At 43.8% G+C, this 17,686-nt stretch carries 16 protein-coding genes; 14 read left to right on the plus strand and 2 right to left on the minus strand.

What is annotated here, in order from left to right:
• Window positions 1–1,844 (minus strand): Ig-like domain-containing protein (locus tag QM870_RS00005; RefSeq protein WP_414367938.1); only part of this gene is annotated, 1,844 nt, incomplete at its 3' end.
• 479 nt (window positions 1,845–2,323) lie between these two features.
• Here QM870_RS00005 and recJ point away from each other — a divergent pair.
• The 5 genes from recJ to QM870_RS00030 all read left to right on the plus strand — a co-directional run bounded on the left by recJ (window position 2,324) and on the right by QM870_RS00030 (window position 7,549).
• Complete coding sequence (recJ, locus tag QM870_RS00010; RefSeq protein WP_414367940.1) at window positions 2,324–4,549, plus strand: single-stranded-DNA-specific exonuclease RecJ; 2,226 nt, start codon at window positions 2,324–2,326, stop codon at window positions 4,547–4,549.
• Window positions 4,546–5,139, plus strand: coding sequence for a TipC family immunity protein (locus QM870_RS00015; RefSeq protein ID WP_414367942.1), 594 nt, complete (start codon window positions 4,546–4,548; stop codon window positions 5,137–5,139). The genes recJ and QM870_RS00015 overlap by 4 nt, the downstream gene beginning before the upstream one ends.
• A 158-nt stretch (window positions 5,140–5,297) precedes the next feature.
• A complete protein-coding gene (locus tag QM870_RS00020; RefSeq protein WP_045759627.1) occupies window positions 5,298–5,810 on the plus strand; it encodes an adenine phosphoribosyltransferase in 513 nt (170 codons plus the stop codon).
• A gap of 101 nt (window positions 5,811–5,911) precedes the next feature.
• Window positions 5,912–6,856: a homoserine O-acetyltransferase MetA gene (gene metA, locus QM870_RS00025; RefSeq protein ID WP_024055870.1), complete on the plus strand. Its 945-nt coding sequence runs from the start codon at window positions 5,912–5,914 to the stop codon at window positions 6,854–6,856.
• Window positions 6,857–6,865: 9 nt separating this feature from the next.
• A complete protein-coding gene (locus QM870_RS00030; RefSeq protein ID WP_118398563.1) occupies window positions 6,866–7,549 on the plus strand; it encodes a DnaD domain-containing protein in 684 nt (227 codons plus the stop codon).
• 317 nt (window positions 7,550–7,866) lie between these two features.
• Here QM870_RS00030 and add read toward each other — a convergent pair whose 3' ends face one another.
• Complete coding sequence (add, locus tag QM870_RS00035; RefSeq protein ID WP_045759625.1) at window positions 7,867–8,886, minus strand: adenosine deaminase; 1,020 nt, start codon at window positions 8,884–8,886, stop codon at window positions 7,867–7,869.
• 138 nt (window positions 8,887–9,024) lie between these two features.
• Between add and yghU the strand changes: the two genes are divergently transcribed.
• The 9 genes from yghU to udk all read left to right on the plus strand — a co-directional run bounded on the left by yghU (window position 9,025) and on the right by udk (window position 17,677).
• Window positions 9,025–9,813: a glutathione-dependent disulfide-bond oxidoreductase gene (yghU, locus tag QM870_RS00040; RefSeq protein ID WP_414367946.1), complete on the plus strand. Its 789-nt coding sequence runs from the start codon at window positions 9,025–9,027 to the stop codon at window positions 9,811–9,813.
• A gap of 322 nt (window positions 9,814–10,135) precedes the next feature.
• The gene (locus QM870_RS00045) at window positions 10,136–10,825 is read left to right on the plus strand and encodes a tRNA (adenine(22)-N(1))-methyltransferase (protein ID WP_414367949.1); all 690 of its coding nucleotides are present in this window, start codon (window positions 10,136–10,138) and stop codon (window positions 10,823–10,825) included.
• Window positions 10,812–11,609: a Nif3-like dinuclear metal center hexameric protein gene (locus tag QM870_RS00050; RefSeq protein ID WP_414367951.1), complete on the plus strand. Its 798-nt coding sequence runs from the start codon at window positions 10,812–10,814 to the stop codon at window positions 11,607–11,609. Before QM870_RS00045 ends, QM870_RS00050 begins: the two co-directional genes overlap by 14 nt.
• A 9-nt stretch (window positions 11,610–11,618) precedes the next feature.
• Window positions 11,619–12,707, plus strand: a complete 1,089-nt coding sequence (locus QM870_RS00055) for an NAD(P)/FAD-dependent oxidoreductase (protein WP_414367953.1) — start codon at window positions 11,619–11,621, stop codon at window positions 12,705–12,707.
• A gap of 260 nt (window positions 12,708–12,967) precedes the next feature.
• Window positions 12,968–13,837, plus strand: coding sequence for a glucose-1-phosphate thymidylyltransferase RfbA (gene rfbA / locus QM870_RS00060; protein ID WP_414367955.1), 870 nt, complete (start codon window positions 12,968–12,970; stop codon window positions 13,835–13,837).
• A complete protein-coding gene (locus tag QM870_RS00065; RefSeq protein WP_003007862.1) occupies window positions 13,837–14,430 on the plus strand; it encodes a dTDP-4-dehydrorhamnose 3,5-epimerase family protein in 594 nt (197 codons plus the stop codon). The genes rfbA and QM870_RS00065 overlap by 1 nt, the downstream gene beginning before the upstream one ends.
• A gap of 202 nt (window positions 14,431–14,632) precedes the next feature.
• On the plus strand, window positions 14,633–15,679 hold the full coding sequence (rfbB, locus tag QM870_RS00070; RefSeq protein WP_414367957.1) for a dTDP-glucose 4,6-dehydratase: 1,047 nt from the start codon (window positions 14,633–14,635) through the stop codon (window positions 15,677–15,679).
• A 126-nt stretch (window positions 15,680–15,805) separates the two neighbouring features.
• Window positions 15,806–16,897 (plus strand): hypothetical protein, encoded by a 1,092-nt coding sequence (locus tag QM870_RS00075; RefSeq protein WP_414367958.1) that lies wholly within the window; start codon window positions 15,806–15,808, stop codon window positions 16,895–16,897.
• A gap of 141 nt (window positions 16,898–17,038) precedes the next feature.
• A complete protein-coding gene (udk, locus tag QM870_RS00080; RefSeq protein ID WP_003007856.1) occupies window positions 17,039–17,677 on the plus strand; it encodes a uridine kinase in 639 nt (212 codons plus the stop codon).
• Window positions 17,678–17,686 lie beyond the last annotated feature (9 nt).

Here is a 17,686-nt window from a genome sequence, read left to right on the forward strand (position 1 = left end):
TTAGGCTCTTCAGTTGTAGTTGAAGTAGTCTTAGGCTCTTCAGTTGTAGTTGAAGTAGTCTTAGGCTCTTCAGTTGTAGTTGAAGTAGTCTTAGGCTCTTCAGTTGTAGTTGAAGTAGTCTTAGGCTCTTCAGTTGTAGTTGAAGTAGTCTTAGGCTTTTCAGTTGTAGTTGAAGTAGTCTTAGGCTCTTCAGTTGTAGTTGAAGTAGTCTTAGGCTCTTCAGTTGTAGTTGAAGTAGTCTTAGGCTCTTCAGTTGTAGTTGAAGTAGTCTTAGGCTTTTCAGTTGTAGTTGAAGTAGTCTTAGGCTCTTCAGTTGTAGTTGAAGTAGTCTTAGGCTCTTCAGTTGTAGTTGAAGTAGTCTTAGGCTCTTGAGTCGTAGTGGTTGTAGTTGTAGGCTCTTGAGTCGTAGTGGTTGTAGTTGTAGGCTCTTGAGTCGTAGTGGTTGTAGTTGTAGGCTCTTGAGTCGTAGTTGTAGTTGTAGTTGTAGTAGTCGTAGTGGTTGTTGTAGTTGGTTTGTTTGATGTATTGACTACTTTAATTACGTTGTCTTCATCAATTTTCTCAACTTTAGAAGTGTAACCTTCTGGAGTGTTGGTTTCCACTACGGAGTACTCAATGTTCTTACCGTCTTTGATACCAGGTAAGTTAGTGAAATCAGCTTTCCAACCAGAATCTTTTGTTAGAGTTTTCGTCAGACCGTCTAATTTTTGACCATCAGCTACTAATTGAACAGTGATATCTTTACGGTCAGACTCTTCATCACCAACCCATTCTTTTTGAACAGTGACAGTTTTGTCACCGCTCACCCAGTATTTCAATTCAGTGTTGTTCCAGAAGGCTGGGTCTGTTTGAGGTGTTGTGATTTCATCAGCTGTCAATGTAGCATTGTTGTCAACGCGAATGGTTGTCTTAGGAATTAATGTTTGGTATTCAACGATCAATTCATCACTAGATGCTGTTTTAAAGACATCACTGACATCTGATAAGTTTACGGTAAATCCATTACCATCTGCATCGAATTTCACATGTTTCCAGAAGTCCCAACCAGAAGCAACTACTTGTCCACCTTTTCTTAAAGTGAAGGATGGTTTTAAGTAAGTTCCCACAAAGAATTCACTTGCAGCGTGGTTTGCAGCAGGAGCAAAAGTGATTTTTGAGTAATCGACTGCTGGGGCTTGGATTTTATCTGACACAACAGGGTTTGTGATGGCTTGTTTCTTACCATCTCCATTGATACGGATGAACCATTTTGTTAGATAGTAGTCATCTCCAACATTCAACCATGCATAGTTTTCAGATGCGTCTAATTTGAATTGCTTAGTTACATAGTCACCAGTAAGGTTGTACTTGTTCAACACAGATTCAAATACTCCAGGTCCGTCAGGACGAGTGATAACAACGGATTCAGATCCAACCTTAGAAGTGGCAGTTTTATTTCCAGGATTTCCTGGTGTGCTATCCCATTCTGCTTTGTATGAGAAACCACCCTTAACGTTTTGGTTCATGGATTCGATTGCTTTTTTAAAGGTGAAAGTAATCTTTTTGTTTGTCATTGAAATGGTTGCGACTTCAGCTCCATTTGCTTGGAGTGATTGAGTTGCAATTTCAGTGATATTAACACCTTCTGGAGCGTCAATAGTAAATGTATCACCGTCTTTAACTGATTTACCAGTTAAATCCCAGTCAAATGAAAAGGTAACCTTTTGTCCATTTGTTTGGGCCTTTAAGTTGGTGACGGTTGGTGAAACAGTGGCCGCGCTTACGGGTTTGATCACAGACAAGCCCAAGGCTACCACACCGATGATAGCTACAAATGCAACTATCTTTTTATAAAGAGATTTCAATTGGCCTCATTTCCTTTCTTCGGCCTGCCCGTTCCGAGGTTTTTCTATATAGTGATATATCCTAAAACAGAAAGGCTTCCAATTTCTACTCCATGAAACCAGCTGCCTCAGTCTAAGATAGATTGATGAAATGTTTGCTCCCTTTTAAGCAATAAAAGAAAACAAACCCACCGATAAAATCAGCTCAAACCCTCTAACTACGTTTGTTTAGATAGAAAAACAAGGGAAATGACAAGCGTCATAATGTTAAAGTGATAATAAACGTTGCAAATTTTAACAGAATAATCATCCCATTGCATATTTAAAAGATTATTATCATCATTATTATATTCTTTTAGTATGATAAGTCAAGTTAAATGCAACAAAAATAACGAAAAATGTTGATTTTGGTTTTTGTATAAGTCGACCTTTTATTTCCCGCCATTTTAGCCTTTCATGTTATAATATTCAGATAAGAAAAAGAGGAGACCAAAAGCTAGATGATCACTTCAAAATACGATTGGCAGTTAGCTTCGCCAAGTGCAGATGAGACCTTTTTAGCCCTTGTCAAAAAAGCAGGCCTAGAAGCATCCGTAGCAACCTTGCTGTATGAGCGTGGCATTCAGACCAAAGAGGATTTAGAAGACTTTTTAGAACCCAAGCTGGAGAACCTTCACGACCCTTATTTGCTCCATGATATGGACAAGGCAGTGGAGCGCATCCGACGGGCCATCGAAGATTACGAGCAGATCCTCATCTATGGAGACTATGACGCGGACGGGATGACTTCGGCCTCTATTATGAAGGAAACCTTGGAGCAGATGGGAGCAGAGGTGCAAGTCTACCTACCCAACCGCTTCACAGACGGCTATGGTCCCAATGAGAGTGTCTATAAGTACTTTATCGAGCAGCAAGGCATTTCCCTGATTGTTACGGTGGACAATGGTGTGGCGGGCAATCAAGCCATTGCCATGGCTCAAGCCATGGGAGTTGATGTTATCGTGACGGACCACCACTCTATGCCGGAAGTCTTGCCGGATGCTTATGCGATCATCCATCCAGAGCATCCAGATGCGGCCTATCCCTTCCATTATCTAGCAGGCTGTGGTGTAGCCTTTAAGTTGGCCTGTGCCCTCCTAGAGGAAGTACCAGTTGATCTTTTAGACTTGGTAGCCATCGGGACCATCGCTGACATGGTGAGTCTGACAGATGAAAATCGAATTCTGGTCAAATACGGCCTGGGGGTTCTCCAACATACCCAGCGCATGGGCTTGCAAGAGCTCTTTGAGATCGCTGGGATTCGTCCGGAGGATGTCAATGAAGAAACAATTGGCTTTCAGATCGCCCCTCGTCTCAATGCCCTTGGTCGCCTCGATGACCCAAATCCAGCCATCGAACTACTGACTGGTTTTGATGATGAAGAAGCGCACGAAATTGCCCTCATGATTCATCAGAAAAATGAAGAACGAAAAGAGATTGTCCAAAGTATCTATGACGAAGCCAAAGCCATGGTCGATCCGAGCTTGTCCGCCCAGGTCTTGGCAAAAGAAGGTTGGAATCCTGGGGTTCTTGGCATTGTTGCCGGTCGTTTATTAGAAGAGCTACATCAGCCGGTCGTCGTCTTAAGCATCGAAGATGGACGAGCTAAAGGGAGCGCTCGGAGTCCTGAGTCGGTCAATATCTTTGAGGCTCTCGATCCTCACCGGTCGCTCTTTGTCGTCTTTGGAGGACATGCTGGTGCAGCAGGGATGACGCTCGAGGTGGACCAACTACCTGCCTTGTCTCAGGCCCTTACGGATTACATTCGAGAGCAAGAGATTGATCTCAGCAGCAAGTCAAGCTTAGCCATTGACGAGGAACTGCATTTAACAGAATTAACGCTTGAGACCTTGAAAAGCTTTGAGCGCTTGAGTCCTTTTGGCATGGATAATAAAAAGCCGGTCTTTCTGGTCCGTAATTTCAAGGTAGAAGGAGCACGTTCAATGGGAGCCGGCAATACCCACTTGAAACTCAAAATTTCTCAAGAAGATGCAACCTTTGAGGTGGTTGCCTTTGGCTTGGGTAGCTTAGAGACGGAGTTTGCCCAGGCGCAAGACCTTGAGCTAGCTGTGCAATTGTCAGTCAACCAATGGAATGGCCAAACGACCCTTCAGCTCATGCTGGTTGATGCGCGTGTGGACGGAGTGCAGCTCTTCAATATCCGCTCAAAAAATGCCAGTCTCCCTGCAGGTGTTCCGGTTCTTGATTTTACCCAAGAACTACCAGATCTAGCGGATGCTTCTGCTGTAGTGGTTGAAAATATCCCTGAGGATATAGAGTCCTTACGGCAAATTTTTCAAGAGCATGATTTCCAGGCTGTCTATTTCAAAAATGAGATCCCCAAAGCCTACTATCTGACAGGCTACGGTAGCAGGGACCAGTATGCCAAACTCTATAAAACTATTTACCAATACCCAGAGTTTGATGTCCGCTACAAACTCAAAGACCTAGCAGCCTATCTCAAGATCCAGCAGATCCTCTTGGTCAAAATGATCCAGATCTTCCAAGAGCTGGGCTTTGTGACCATTGAAAATGGGGTCATGAAGGTCAATAAAGAAGCAGAAAAACGGGAAATCGTTGAAAGCAGCATCTACCAAAATCTCAAACAAACGGTGAAAGAGCAGGAGTTGATGGCCCTTGGGACGGTTCGTGAAATCTATGACTATCTAACAGGACAGGCCTTATGAAAAAACACCTAAAGCAGTTTCTCTGGCTCATCCCTTTCCTACTTTTAGCTCTTTATTGGTTGGGAATCTACCTGAGCCTGAAAAACCCTATGGAAGAAATCAACTACTCCGAAAATGGTGGATTGATGCGCTATATGATGTTTAAGCCCTATACAGAAACGATAGGAAACGATGGTATCTGGAAAGAAGACGAGGATTTTCAGACCTACCCCTATTCTAAAGGAATTGTCGATGTTAACGAAGAACTGTCCGTGATGATGTTTAGGGGAACTCCCAACGGGACCTATATGTATGATCTTCAATTGGAAAAAGGTGTGACACTTGGTTTTATATTTAAATACGACTCATCTAAAAAGCTATTTTTCCAGAAGGAGGTCTACCTTTCTAAAGAAGATACTACTTACGTGGGCCAGCAAATTCTTGATCAACTTGCCACCTACGGCAAAGACCGCACGTGGTTGAAAAACCAAAGCAAGAAAGTCGCTGAGCAATACATCCTCGGTACCTGGTTCAAGAATGGAAGCTCCCGTTATTCCTTAAAAAACTTGGGGGATATGAAAATCGAGTACAATAAATTGATAGAAGAATAGTAAGTTTTTTTGGAACCCAATCCCACATCTTTTTTCGGATGTGGGATTTTTGCTTTTGACGCGGGAGCTTGGGAAAATGATTTGGCAAAAAATGATGCAAGTTAGTGGAATTCATGGTATAATGGAATGTAAAAATTTTTTATGAAAGAAAGTTAACCATGAATTTAAAAGATTACATTGCAAGCATTGAAAACTATCCACAAGAGGGAATTACCTTCCGTGATATCAGCCCTTTGATGGCAGATGGCAATGCTTATAGTTATGCGATTCGTGAAATCGTTCAATACGCAACGGATAAGAAAATTGACATGATCGTTGGTCCTGAAGCGCGTGGCTTCATCGTTGGATGTCCGGTCGCTTTTGAGTTGGGAATTGGATTTGCGCCTGTTCGTAAGCCTGGTAAATTGCCACGTGAAGTCATTTCTGCTGACTACGAAAAAGAATACGGTGTGGATACCCTCTGCATGCACGCAGATGCCATCAAACCAGGTCAACGCGTCCTTATCGTTGATGACCTTTTGGCGACTGGTGGTACGGTGAAAGCAACCATCGAAATGATCGAAAAACTCGGTGGGATCGTTGCAGGGTGTGCCTTCTTGATCGAGTTGGATGAATTGAAAGGTCGCGAAGCGATCGGCGATTACGACTACAAAGTTTTGATGCATTACTGATATAGTCTAATACTATAACTGGATACAGAAAAACCATAATTGAAAACTATAAGCTCCTATCATATAATGTTAGTTAAGAACTTGCACGATGGGAGCTTTTTATGCCAATTACACTAGATAAAAAATTACCTGCAGTAGATATTCTTCGTTCAGAAAATATTTTTGTCATGGATGATGTTCGAGCAACTCACCAGGATATTCGTCCTATAAATGTTCTGATTTTGAATCTCATGCCGACTAAGGAAGCAACTGAGACTCAACTGCTACGCCTCCTGGCCAATACGCCCTTGCAGATCAATGTAGATTTCCTCTATATGGCGAGCCATAAGTCTAAAAATACAGCGGCCGAGCATATGGAGAGTTTTTACAAGACTTTTGAGGATATCAAGGATAATTACTATGACGGCTTGATTGTGACGGGGGCGCCTGTCGAAAAGATGGACTTTGAGGAAGTGGACTACTGGGAAGAATTAACCCAGGTCTTTGAATGGGCCAAGCGTCATGTTTTTTCTACCTTACACCTTTGTTGGGGAGCCCAGGCTGGATTGTATCACCGCTACGGGATTCAAAAAGTAGAGCTCTGTGACAAGCTATCCGGTATCTATGACCAAGCAGTGGTGCGTCCTGATAGTCTGCTCATGAGAGGATTTGACGATCGCTTCCTTGCCCCTCATTCTCGCTATACAGATATTCCTTTGAAGGAAGTCCTTGAAAAGAGCAATCTTCAAGTGATCGCTCAGGGAAATGAAGTTGGACTTTCCATCATTGCTAGTCCAGACATGCGTGAGGTCTATAGCTTTGGCCATCTGGAATATGATCGCGATACACTGGCAAAAGAATACCACCGAGATGTCAAGGCGGGCTTGGATCCGGACGTTCCCAAGAATTACTTTGATGGGGATGACGCTAATACAGAGCCTCGCATTCGTTGGAATCTAGCTGCAACGACCTTCTTTAGTAATTGGATCAACTATGCGGTTTATCAAGAAACACCTTACCGCTTGGAAGAATTGGAAAAAGATATTTCATTTTATGGTTACCTATAAAGGGGAATTATGACATATTCACAAGCATTTAAGTATGGCAACTTGGTTCTTCCAAGTGCCTTGCTTTTTCATTATCATGAATTGTTTGACCAAGCAGATGACTACTTGGTTTGGCAGTTTTTCTTCCTTCAAAATACGACCGGCCAAGAGGCCTTGACTCCTAATCAGATTGCTAGTCATCTAGGAAAAACGGTGACAGAGGTCAATCGGATTATGTCCAATTTGACCACTAAGGGACTCCTTCAATACCGGACTATTGAGCTCAATGGCGAGATTGAAGCCATCTTTGATGCGACCATTGCCCTGGAGCGCTTGGATGAGATTTTAGAAGCCCAATCACAAGGGAAGGCACAAAGCGCGCCAGCTAAGGGAAATGTCATCAAGGATTTGGTGGAAACCTTCCAACAAGAACTGGGACGACTCTTGACACCTTTTGAGATTGAAGACCTGACCAAGACTGTGCGCGAGGATCAGACAGATCCAGATGTGATCAAGGCAGCATTACGAGAAGCTGTCTTTAACGGCAAGCCGCACTGGAAATATATCCAGGCCATTTTGCGAAACTGGCGCAGTGAAGGTATTAACAGCCTGGTCCAAGTAGAGGCGAAACTGCAGGAACGCGAGCAAGCCAACCCACGCAATGTGACGGTTTCAGACGATTTCTTGAAGGCCATGGATTTGTGGAAGGATTAAAAAAACTAGTACTTAATTGAGTGCTAGCTGCAGAAGGAAGGTAAAGTTTTCCTAGAAACTTTCCTTATGTGATTAAGGACGTCAGAGAACTTCGAAGAAGTTCCATGACTTAGTTTTGAGCCTAAGGTCTCAAAACTCCCGAGTGCCTGAAACAATTACGTTTCAGGCACTTTTCTCACGGCGGAAAATTTTTAGTTTATACTTGAATAATATAAAAATAAGACATTACTTTTACTGAAACAAATAGGTTCTTAATTGAAAAAATATTTTTTAACCATTCAAAAAGCTAGCAGTCATATATTGCTAGCATTTTTTGTTTATAGATAGTCCGCGTAGGCTTTTTTTAGTTTGGTAAGGAGTTCTTGTTTTTCCTCTTCACTAGCAAAGGAAGCCTGGATGGCATCGACATTGTGCTGGTAAAAGTCAGTTTCCTTGGTTTGGAAGCGCTGATGGTAGAGGGCATATTCCTTGGTAAGATCGGTATCAGATACAGTCCGGTTATCGGTATTGATACTGATCCGAGCTCCGGCCGCCTTCATCTTCAAATAAGGAAAATCTTCTATATTCGGTGCTGCTTTTGTCTGTAAGTTGCTGGTCAAGCAGAGTTCACCAGTGACCCCATTTTCAATAAAGGATTGGAGTAAGTCCGGTTCATGAGATAGAGCTGTCACGTGGCCATTGCGTTTGATACCAAATGCAATCGATTGGGCAACAAAGTGTGGGCAATGACACTCACCTGCGTGAAGCGTCATGGGCCGATGGTAACTCTTGACTTGCTCAATTAGAGGTCGAATATCTTCTGGAGAGTAGTTGTGCTCATCCCCGGCAAAGTCAAAACCAACAAAATCCTGATCACTAACTTGGTTGGCTTCTGCAAGAATGCGAGATGTGACTTCTTGATCGGACTGGCGCATGCCACAGACCAAGGCTTTTGCAACAATGCCAAATTCATCCTGGGCTTGGCGCAGTCCTTCACAGACAGCATCGATTGTTTCTGGAACAGTGAGCCCTTGGTCCATGGACAATTCTGGGGCAAAACGAACCTCAATGTAGACGACATTTTCCAAAGCAGCTTGCTTGGCCACATCGTAAGCAGCAAGGGTCAAGGCTTCCTTGGTTTGAAGGAGAGGGCGAATGTAGTCAAAGGCCTCCAAATAGTCCAAAAGATTCTCACAGTGGGCAGGTGCAGTGACATGGTGCTTGAGCTCCTCATCGCTAGCAGGGAGGTCAATATTGGCCATGGCTGCCAATTGGCGAATGGTCGGAAGAGACAAGGAACCGTCTAAGTGGCAGTGTAGTTCTGTCTTTGCCAAACTATGAAAGTCGATCGTGGACATGTTTTTTCTCCTTCAAAATGTATTTTTTCTATACTATCATTTTGCCAAGAAAAGTCAAGTAAAGCCAGCGTAGCAGATTTTTGAAACTAGCGATTGGATTTGATATGCTAGTAGTAACATAGACAAAGGAGAAAAGAGATGTCAGATTATCAATTACCAGAAGTATGGGAAGCACCGAGCCAAATGGGAGGAGCCTGGGGTGGCTTGAACCAACCAACAGCAGGTGCCCGCTTTGAACAAACTCTTCCAAAAGGCGACCAGCCTTTCCAACTCTATACCCTTCCAACACCCAATGGGATCAAGGCCACCATTATGCTTGAAGAACTCAAAGAGCTGGGAGTGGATGCAGGCTATGACGCTTATCGGATCAAGATTGGCGAAGGAGATCAGTTTGGTAGTGACTTTGTAGCCATCAATCCTAACTCGAAAATTCCAGCCATGTTGGATCAATCAGGAGAGGAAGCCATTCGTGTCTTTGAATCAGCCAATATCCTCCTGTATCTAGCTGAAAAATTTGGCCAATTAATCCCGACTGATCTGGCTAAACGGACAGAAGTGCTCAACTGGGTCTTCTGGCAGACGGGTGCGGCACCATTTTTAGGGGGAGGCTTTGGTCATTTCTTCCATTATGCGCCGGAGAAAATCGAGTATGCTATCAATCGCTTTGCCATGGAAGCCAAACGCCAATTGGACCTACTGGACAAGGAGCTGGCCACTAAACCTTATATCGCAGGGGATGACTATACCATTGCAGATATTGCCATCTGGTCTTGGTATGGCCGTCTAGCCCAAGACAAGGTTTGGGACCGTGCAGGGATTTTCCTAAATGTGAAGGAATGCAAGCATCTGCAAGCTTGGACAGAGAAAATCGCCAATCGCCCCGCTGTGAAACGTGGCTTGGAAGTAGAATATAAGGAAATTGACTAAAGTCTAAGCATAGATAATTCAATTGTATTGAGATTTTCCTTAGGTGAGTCCGGATGTCAGCGAACTTCGTAGAAGTTCCATGACTTAGTTTTGAACCTAAGGTTTCAAAACTCCCGGGTTCATGAAACAAAATAGTTCCATGCACCTTTCTCACTGCGGAAACTCAATACGTATTTTATTGGCTCCAAAAATAAGAGACTTCTCAATTTATATATCTAGCTAGAACAATATAGAAGCAATTTGACAAGGCGCCGTTGCGCCTTTTTTTAATGGTGCAAACATGGTATACTAAAGGGTGGAATAAAAGTATAGAAAGAAGCACATGGAATTTACAAAATTATCAAATCGGTTGGACTTGGTGGCTAGCTTCGTCCCAGCTGGAGCTCGTCTTCTAGATGTAGGGAGTGACCATGCCTATCTACCAATCGCCCTTTTGCAGGAAGAAAAAATTGAGGCTGCTATTGCAGGGGAAGTAGTAAAGGGGCCTTATCAATCCGCCCTGCAAAATGTCGCCGATAATGGCTTAGATGACAAAATCGAGGTCCGTCTAGCTAATGGTTTGGCTGCATTTGAACTGTCCGATGACATTTCTTGCATCACCATCGCAGGAATGGGCGGGCGCTTGATTGCGGATATCCTGGCAGCAGGTCTTGAGAAATTAGCCGGTGTCTCTCGCTTGGTCTTGCAACCCAATAATCGGGAGGATGAACTGCGGTCTTGGTTAGTAGATCATGATTTTCGCCTTGTTGATGAAGCTATCTTGGAAGAAAATGAGAAGTTTTATGAGATCCTCGTGGTCGAGCTTGGTTCTCAAGAGTTGTCAGCTAAGGAACTGCGTTTTGGTCCCTATTTGATGCGGGAACAAGCACCAGCCTTTGTCCAAAAGTGGTCCAAGGAAGTGGAGAAATTAGCCTTTGCCTTGGAGCAGGTCCCAGTTGAGAATCAGTCCGCCAGAGCATCGTTAGAAGAGCGCATCTCTCACATCAAGGAGGTCCTACATGTTAGCAAGTGAACTTATCAAACGCTATGAAGCCTACTGTCCTCAAGAACTTTCCATGGAGGGAGATGTCCGTGGCTTACAGGTCGGTACCCTGCAAAAAGACATCCACAAGGTCATGGTGGCCTTAGATATCCGTGAGCAGACGGTGGCTGAAGCTATCGCCCATGGGGTAGACTTGATCATCGTCAAGCACGCGCCCATTTTTCGTCCGATTAAGGATTTGGTAGCCGATCGGGCTCAGAATCAGATCTACATTGACTTGATCAAGCATGATATTGCGGTCTATGTCAGCCATACCAATATTGACATTGTCCCAGATGGGCTCAACGATTGGTTCTGCCAACTTTTAGAAATTGAAAATACAGAGCCCCTCAGCATGACAGGAGAAGGACTCGGAATTGGTCGTATCGGTCAGGTACCAGCTCAAACCTTTGGCCAGTTGGCTGGCAAGGTCAAAGAAACCTTTGGCTTAGATGCTTTGCGCTTGGTTCATTATGACCAGGCGGATTTGGAACGGGTGATTGAACGCGTCGCTATCTGTGGCGGAAGTGGTCAATCCTTTTACAAGGATGCTCTCGCTAAGGGGGCTGAGGTCTACATCACAGGAGATATTTACTACCACACGGCTCAAGACATGCTGAGCGATGGTCTCCTGGCCTTGGATCCAGGTCACCATATTGAAGTTCTCTTTGTATCAAAATTAGTCGAAAAGCTCAATCAGTGGAAGTCTGAAGAAGCGTGGGAGATCGAAGTGCTGGGCAGTCAAGCCAGCACCAATCCTTTTTACCATATCTAAGAGGTTGTTATGAAAGTTGCCATTATCGGTGCAGGGATCGTAGGATCCACTGCAGCCTATTATTTATCCAAGGAAGCACAGATAGATGTCACCGTCTATGATCACGGAGTTGGCCAAGCAACCAAGGCAGCAGCTGGGATCATTAGCCCTTGGTTTTCCAAGCGGCGAAACAAGGCCTGGTATCGTCTGGCTCGGCTAGGAGCTGATTTCTACCAAGAATTAGTAGAGGACCTAGCCAAAGACGGAATCGAAACAGACTTTTACCAGCAGACTGGGGTCTATCTCCTTAAGAAGAAGGAAGAGAAATTAGATGAACTCTATCAGTTGGCGTTGAGTCGACGGGAAGAATCTCCCTTAATCGGAGACTTATCGATTTTGACTACAGAAGAAGTGGCCCAACAATTCCCAGGTCTGCAAGGCTTTGAACAGCTCCTTTATGCCTCGGGTGGGGCCCATGTAGAGGGAGCCCTTCTGACGGCAACTCTTCTGAAGGCAAGTGGGGCACGAGTGATCCAGGAAGAGGTTGCTCTCTCAGTCTCGGCTGCTGGCTATCAGATTGCAGGAGTAAGCTATGACCAAGTCATCCTAACAACAGGAGCTTGGTTGGGGCAAATCCTCGAGCCACTTGGCTACCAAGTCGATGTCCGTCCGCAAAAAGGACAGTTGCGAGATTATCAGCTAGACCTAGATACGGATGATTATCCGGTGGTCATGCCAGAAGGAGAGCTGGATATCATTCCCTTCCAAAAGGGCAAGATCAGTATGGGAGCCACTCATGAGAATGAGATGGGCTTTGACCTGACAGTGGACCAGGCTTTACTCAATCAGATGGAAGATGAGGCCTTGTCTTATTATCCAGACTTGGCTCAAGCGGAAGTTATCGGGGAGCGCGTGGGAACCCGGGCCTACACCAGTGACTTCTCGCCCTTTTGGGGAGGCCTTCCTGATCAAGCAGGCCTTTATGTCGCAAGTGGTCTCGGTTCGTCTGGCCTCACAACTGGTCCCCTTATTGGGTGGCACCTGGCCCAACTAGTGGTAGGAGGAAAGGTGCGCTTAGATCCAGCGGATTATCCAGTTGAACAATATGTGACGAAGTAGGCTGGGACAAAAGTCCTAACCTCTCAATTGTCTTTGGATTGTCGAGCAAGACGCAGTGGTTGAGTGGGCTCTACTACAAGGTAAGGTTTTCAGACGACTCAGTTAAGGAGCAGTAATCTATTTGAATGATGATTAAGACCAATGCTAACAATTCTACAACGCTCATCTCCTGTCATCACCTTGTAACACAAATGCAAGGTGACTTTTTTATATAAACATGATAAAATAAGGGTAATGACTACGTAGAAAGGCCTAACATTATGAAAGGTATTATTTTAGCTGGTGGCTCAGGTACTCGTTTGTATCCTTTGACTCGTGCCGCTTCCAAACAGTTGATGCCCATTTATGACAAACCAATGATCTACTATCCTTTATCAACCCTTATGTTGGCAGGGATCAAAGAAATCCTGATCATCTCAACTCCGCAGGATCTTCCTCGTTTTGAAGAGCTTCTTGGAGATGGTTCTGAACTTGGTATTTCTCTCTCTTATGCTGAGCAACCAAGCCCAGACGGCTTGGCGCAAGCTTTCATCATTGGAGAAGAATTTATTGGTGATGATCATGTTGCCCTCGTTCTTGGAGATAATATCTTCCACGGAAATGGCTTAACCAAGATGTTGCAACGGGCGGAAGCGAAAGAAAAAGGCGCGACTGTCTTTGGTTACCAAGTCAAAGATCCAGAACGTTTTGGTGTGGTAGAGTTTGATGCGGATATGAATGCCATCTCTATCGAAGAAAAACCAGAACATCCGAAATCAAACTTTGCGGTGACTGGTCTTTACTTCTATGACAATGATGTAGTAGAGATTGCCAAAAACATCAAACCAAGTCCTCGTGGAGAGCTTGAAATCACCGATGTCAACAAGGCCTATTTGGAGCGTGGAGATCTCTCTGTTGAGCTCATGGGCCGTGGCTTTGCTTGGTTGGATACAGGAACTCATGAAAGTCTCTTGCAGGCTTCTCAATATATCGAGACGGTTCAACGCTTGCAAAACGTTCAAGTAGCCAACCTTGAGGAAATTGCCTATCGTATGGGCTATATTACTAAAGAGCAAGTCTATGAATTAGCGCAATCATTGAAGAAAAACGAATACGGACAATATTTGCTCCGTTTGATTGGAGAAGCTTAATGACAGAACAATTTTTCGAGAAAGAATTAGCAGCCCGCAAGATTGAAGCGATCCCAGGTTTGATGGAGTTTGATATTCCAGTTCGTGGAGACAACCGTGGTTGGTTCAAGGAAAACTTCCAAAAAGAGAAGATGCTTCCCCTTGGATTCCCTGAAAGCTTCTTTGCAGAAGGCAAGTTGCAAAATAACATTTCATTCTCTCGTAAGAATGTCTTGCGTGGCTTGCATGCAGAACCCTGGGACAAGTACATCTCTGTAGCAGATGAAGGAAAGGTTCTCGGTACTTGGGTAGACCTTCGTGAAGGTGAGACCTTTGGGAACACCTACCAAACCGTGATCGATGCTTCAAAAGGCATCTTCGTCCCTCGTGGTGTAGCCAATGGGTTCCAAGTTTTGACGGATAAAGTGGCTTATACCTACTTAGTCAATGACTACTGGGCACTGGAACTCAAACCAAAATATGCTTTTGTTAATTATGCAGATCCAAGCCTAGACATCCAGTGGGAAAACTTGGAAGAAGCAGAAGTCTCAGAAGCAGACAAGAACCACCCATTGCTCAAAGATGTTAAACCCCTAAAAGCAGAAGATTTGTAAGAATGAACCTTGCATAGCAGTATCGCGACTGCAAGGAGCGTTATAAGATTGTTCCTGTCCTAGTGAAAACAAGATTCCCTCAGGGAATCTTGTAAGGAAATCCGGAGACTTTGGCTTCGGATTTAGCCATGAAACCGAAAGGTTGCTGGCGTCCCTCACTAGCTAAAGGAACAATCAAAACTAAAAATTATTTGGAGAAAAAATGACTGAATACAAAAACATCATCGTAACCGGTGGCGCTGGTTTCATCGGTTCAAACTTCGTACACTATGTCTACAACAACCATCCAGACGTGCATGTGACTGTCATTGATAAACTTACTTATGCTGGAAACCGTGCCAATATCGAAGAAATCCTTGGAGATCGTGTTGAGTTGGTGGTGGGAGACATCGCTGATGCTGAATTAGTTGACAAATTGGCCGCCAAGGCTGATGCGATTGTTCACTATGCGGCTGAAAGCCACAATGACAACTCCCTCAAAGACCCATCTCCATTTATCTACACAAACTTTGTTGGAACATACACACTCTTGGAAGCGGCTCGTAAATACGACATTCGTTTCCACCACGTGTCAACAGACGAAGTGTATGGAGACCTTCCATTGCGCGAAGATCTTCCTGGACATGGGGAAGGTCCTGGTGAAAAATTCACTGCTGAAACAAAATACAACCCATCATCACCTTATTCATCAACCAAGGCTGCTTCAGACTTGATCGTGAAGGCTTGGGTTCGTTCCTTTGGTGTTAAAGCAACGATTTCTAACTGTTCAAACAACTACGGGCCATACCAACACATCGAAAAATTCATCCCACGTCAAATCACCAATATCTTGTCTGGCATCAAGCCAAAACTTTATGGTGAAGGGAAGAACGTCCGTGACTGGATCCACACCAACGACCACTCAACTGGTGTTTGGGCGATTCTTACTAAAGGCCGTATTGGTGAAACTTACCTGATCGGTGCCGATGGTGAAAAGAATAACAAAGAAGTGCTGGAGTTGATCCTTGAAAAAATGGGTCAACCAAAAGACGCCTACGACCGTGTAACAGACCGTGCTGGTCACGATTTGCGTTATGCCATCGATTCAACCAAATTGCGTGAAGAATTAGGTTGGGAACCACAATTCACAAACTTTGAAGCAGGTTTGGAAGATACCATCAAGTGGTACACAGACCACCAAGACTGGTGGAAGGCTGAAAAAGAAGCTGTAGAAGCCAACTACGCGAAAACACAAAAAGTTTTGAAATAATGAAGAAGGTCCAAGTGGAAAATCACTTGGACTTTTTTCAGATATTTTTCTGAAAATCAAAAAATTAACCATTGATTTGTGGTATAATATGGTTAGTTTTTATGATGAATCAATAAGGGGGATATTATGAATCAAAAAGATTGGGTTGAATACTTTGAAGCGATCAATGGTCGTAAGCCAAGTATGCAAGAATTTCAAGAAGCGCGTGAAAAAGGGGAGTTTGTCGTAGAGCGCAAAGAAGCAACGACTCCAACAATTGAAGCGCAGGCTCCAGCTCAGGAAGTACCTGTTGCACCTAGCGCACCTCTTTCACAAGAGCAGACTGCTTTTGTCCAACCACAGCCATCGGCGAAAACCTTGCAACCTGTTCCAAGACCGAAAAAATTGACATTTTCTTTCAATAAACAAGCACAGATTGGGGGCGCAGTTGGAGGACTTGTCGCAGTGATTGCTTTTGCTTGGTTCTTTTTCTTTTCAGGTGGACCAAGTGTAGATGGCGTTTGGTTGCGAGATACGGATTCAAGTCCGGTCACTTATGAACTAAGCGGAAAGAAACAAAGAGTTAATGGTGGTGAGACCATCAAAAAGGTTCTCAAGGGCAATGAAGCGAAAAAAGAATTTAATACAGCACTTTCTTTGTTAAATGCAACAGACTTGCATTCACTTGCGGATGTCGATAAGAAATTTAACCTGAAGACGACAGAAATAGTTGTTATTAAGTCTGGTGGGAACACACGCTATAACTTGCTACAAAAAGACGGAAGCAATATTATTTTAAGAAATGATTTATTCGATTTGAAAACTTATAAGTCATACCAAGGAAACTTTGAAGATAATTTGGTCTATCACAAGGTTGAAACACCAAAGGCCATGGTTGGAAAATGGAAGAATGTGACAGAAGGAGATAATACAACTGTTCAGATTTCAGATCACGGAATTATTAGTGATAAGTATTACGATAGCAAGGCTTACGCATTCTATTCTCTAGCTGATTCAGAAAAGTATGATGGAGACACGACTTCTAAAGAAGAGATCGAACACACATTTGACGTAATTCAAGAAGCGGTGAAATCACAAGGCTATCAAGTGAAGAGCGCTAAGGAAGTCTATATACAAGCTAATTCAAATTATTGTTTCGTACCTGTCAACGGTGGAAAAAATATACTCGTCTTACATGGTGGTAATGAATTTGCCGCAAAATTAGAAAAAGTGAAATAATGAAAGGACCGCAAGGTCCTTTTCTACTCTAAATTTCATCAGAAAAAATGATTCAAGTCTAGGCAAAAATATGGTAAAATGGATAAGATGTAATGGAGAGGTTAGGACCTTTTCAAGCGATTAGAGGTAATGGAGTAGAAAATGCAAAATAGACCTATTATTATTGGTGTTACTGGTGGTTCTGGTGGTGGAAAGACCAGTGTGTCTCGTGCCATTTTGGCTAATTTTCCGAATGAAAAGATTGCTATGATTGAGCATGATTCTTATTACAAGGACCAGAGTCATTTGACCTTTGAGGAGCGGATCAAGACCAACTATGACCATCCTTTTGCCTTTGATACGGACTTGATGATTGCGCAGATCAATGAACTCTTGGCGGGTCGTCCGGTGGATATTCCAACCTATGACTATGCAGAGCATACGCGCAGTAGCAAAACCTATCGTCAGGAGCCCCAAGATGTTTTCATCGTGGAAGGAATCTTAGTCCTTGAAGACAAGCGCCTTCGAGACTTGATGGACATCAAGATCTTTGTGGATACGGATGATGATGTTCGGATCATTCGCCGGATCAAACGCGATATGGAGGAGCGTGGACGGAGTCTCGATAGTGTTATTGAGCAGTACCTTGGAGTGGTGAAACCCATGTACCATCAGTTCATTGAGCCAACCAAGCGCTATGCGGACGTGATCATTCCTGAAGGAGTGACCAACACGGTAGCGATTGATTTGATCACAACCAAGATTGAAAAAATCCTCAACGAAGCGCGTGAGGGAAAATAAAATAGGGGA

Origin of the sequence: Streptococcus parasanguinis (genome assembly GCF_047463195.1) — a bacterium.
Classification (GTDB): Bacteria; Bacillota; Bacilli; order Lactobacillales; family Streptococcaceae; genus Streptococcus; species Streptococcus parasanguinis_R.

Excerpts from the sequence above, each read along its gene's own strand:
- QM870_RS00050 (WP_414367951.1), top strand. The coding sequence starts at position 10,812 with ATGTTAGCAAGTGAACTTATCAAACGCTATGAAGCCTACTGTCCTCAA.
- metA (WP_024055870.1), top strand. The coding sequence starts at position 5,912 with ATGCCAATTACACTAGATAAAAAATTACCTGCAGTAGATATTCTTCGT.
- QM870_RS00075 (WP_414367958.1), top strand. The coding sequence starts at position 15,806 with ATGAATCAAAAAGATTGGGTTGAATACTTTGAAGCGATCAATGGTCGT.
- QM870_RS00055 (WP_414367953.1), top strand. The coding sequence starts at position 11,619 with ATGAAAGTTGCCATTATCGGTGCAGGGATCGTAGGATCCACTGCAGCC.
- yghU (WP_414367946.1), top strand. The coding sequence starts at position 9,025 with ATGTCAGATTATCAATTACCAGAAGTATGGGAAGCACCGAGCCAAATG.
- QM870_RS00015 (WP_414367942.1), top strand. The coding sequence starts at position 4,546 with ATGAAAAAACACCTAAAGCAGTTTCTCTGGCTCATCCCTTTCCTACTT.
- rfbA (WP_414367955.1), top strand. The coding sequence starts at position 12,968 with ATGAAAGGTATTATTTTAGCTGGTGGCTCAGGTACTCGTTTGTATCCT.
- QM870_RS00030 (WP_118398563.1), top strand. The coding sequence starts at position 6,866 with ATGACATATTCACAAGCATTTAAGTATGGCAACTTGGTTCTTCCAAGT.
- QM870_RS00045 (WP_414367949.1), top strand. The coding sequence starts at position 10,136 with ATGGAATTTACAAAATTATCAAATCGGTTGGACTTGGTGGCTAGCTTC.
- add (WP_045759625.1), bottom strand. The coding sequence starts at position 8,886 with ATGTCCACGATCGACTTTCATAGTTTGGCAAAGACAGAACTACACTGC.
- recJ (WP_414367940.1), top strand. The coding sequence starts at position 2,324 with ATGATCACTTCAAAATACGATTGGCAGTTAGCTTCGCCAAGTGCAGAT.
- QM870_RS00065 (WP_003007862.1), top strand. The coding sequence starts at position 13,837 with ATGACAGAACAATTTTTCGAGAAAGAATTAGCAGCCCGCAAGATTGAA.
- udk (WP_003007856.1), top strand. The coding sequence starts at position 17,039 with ATGCAAAATAGACCTATTATTATTGGTGTTACTGGTGGTTCTGGTGGT.
- rfbB (WP_414367957.1), top strand. The coding sequence starts at position 14,633 with ATGACTGAATACAAAAACATCATCGTAACCGGTGGCGCTGGTTTCATC.
- QM870_RS00020 (WP_045759627.1), top strand. The coding sequence starts at position 5,298 with ATGAATTTAAAAGATTACATTGCAAGCATTGAAAACTATCCACAAGAG.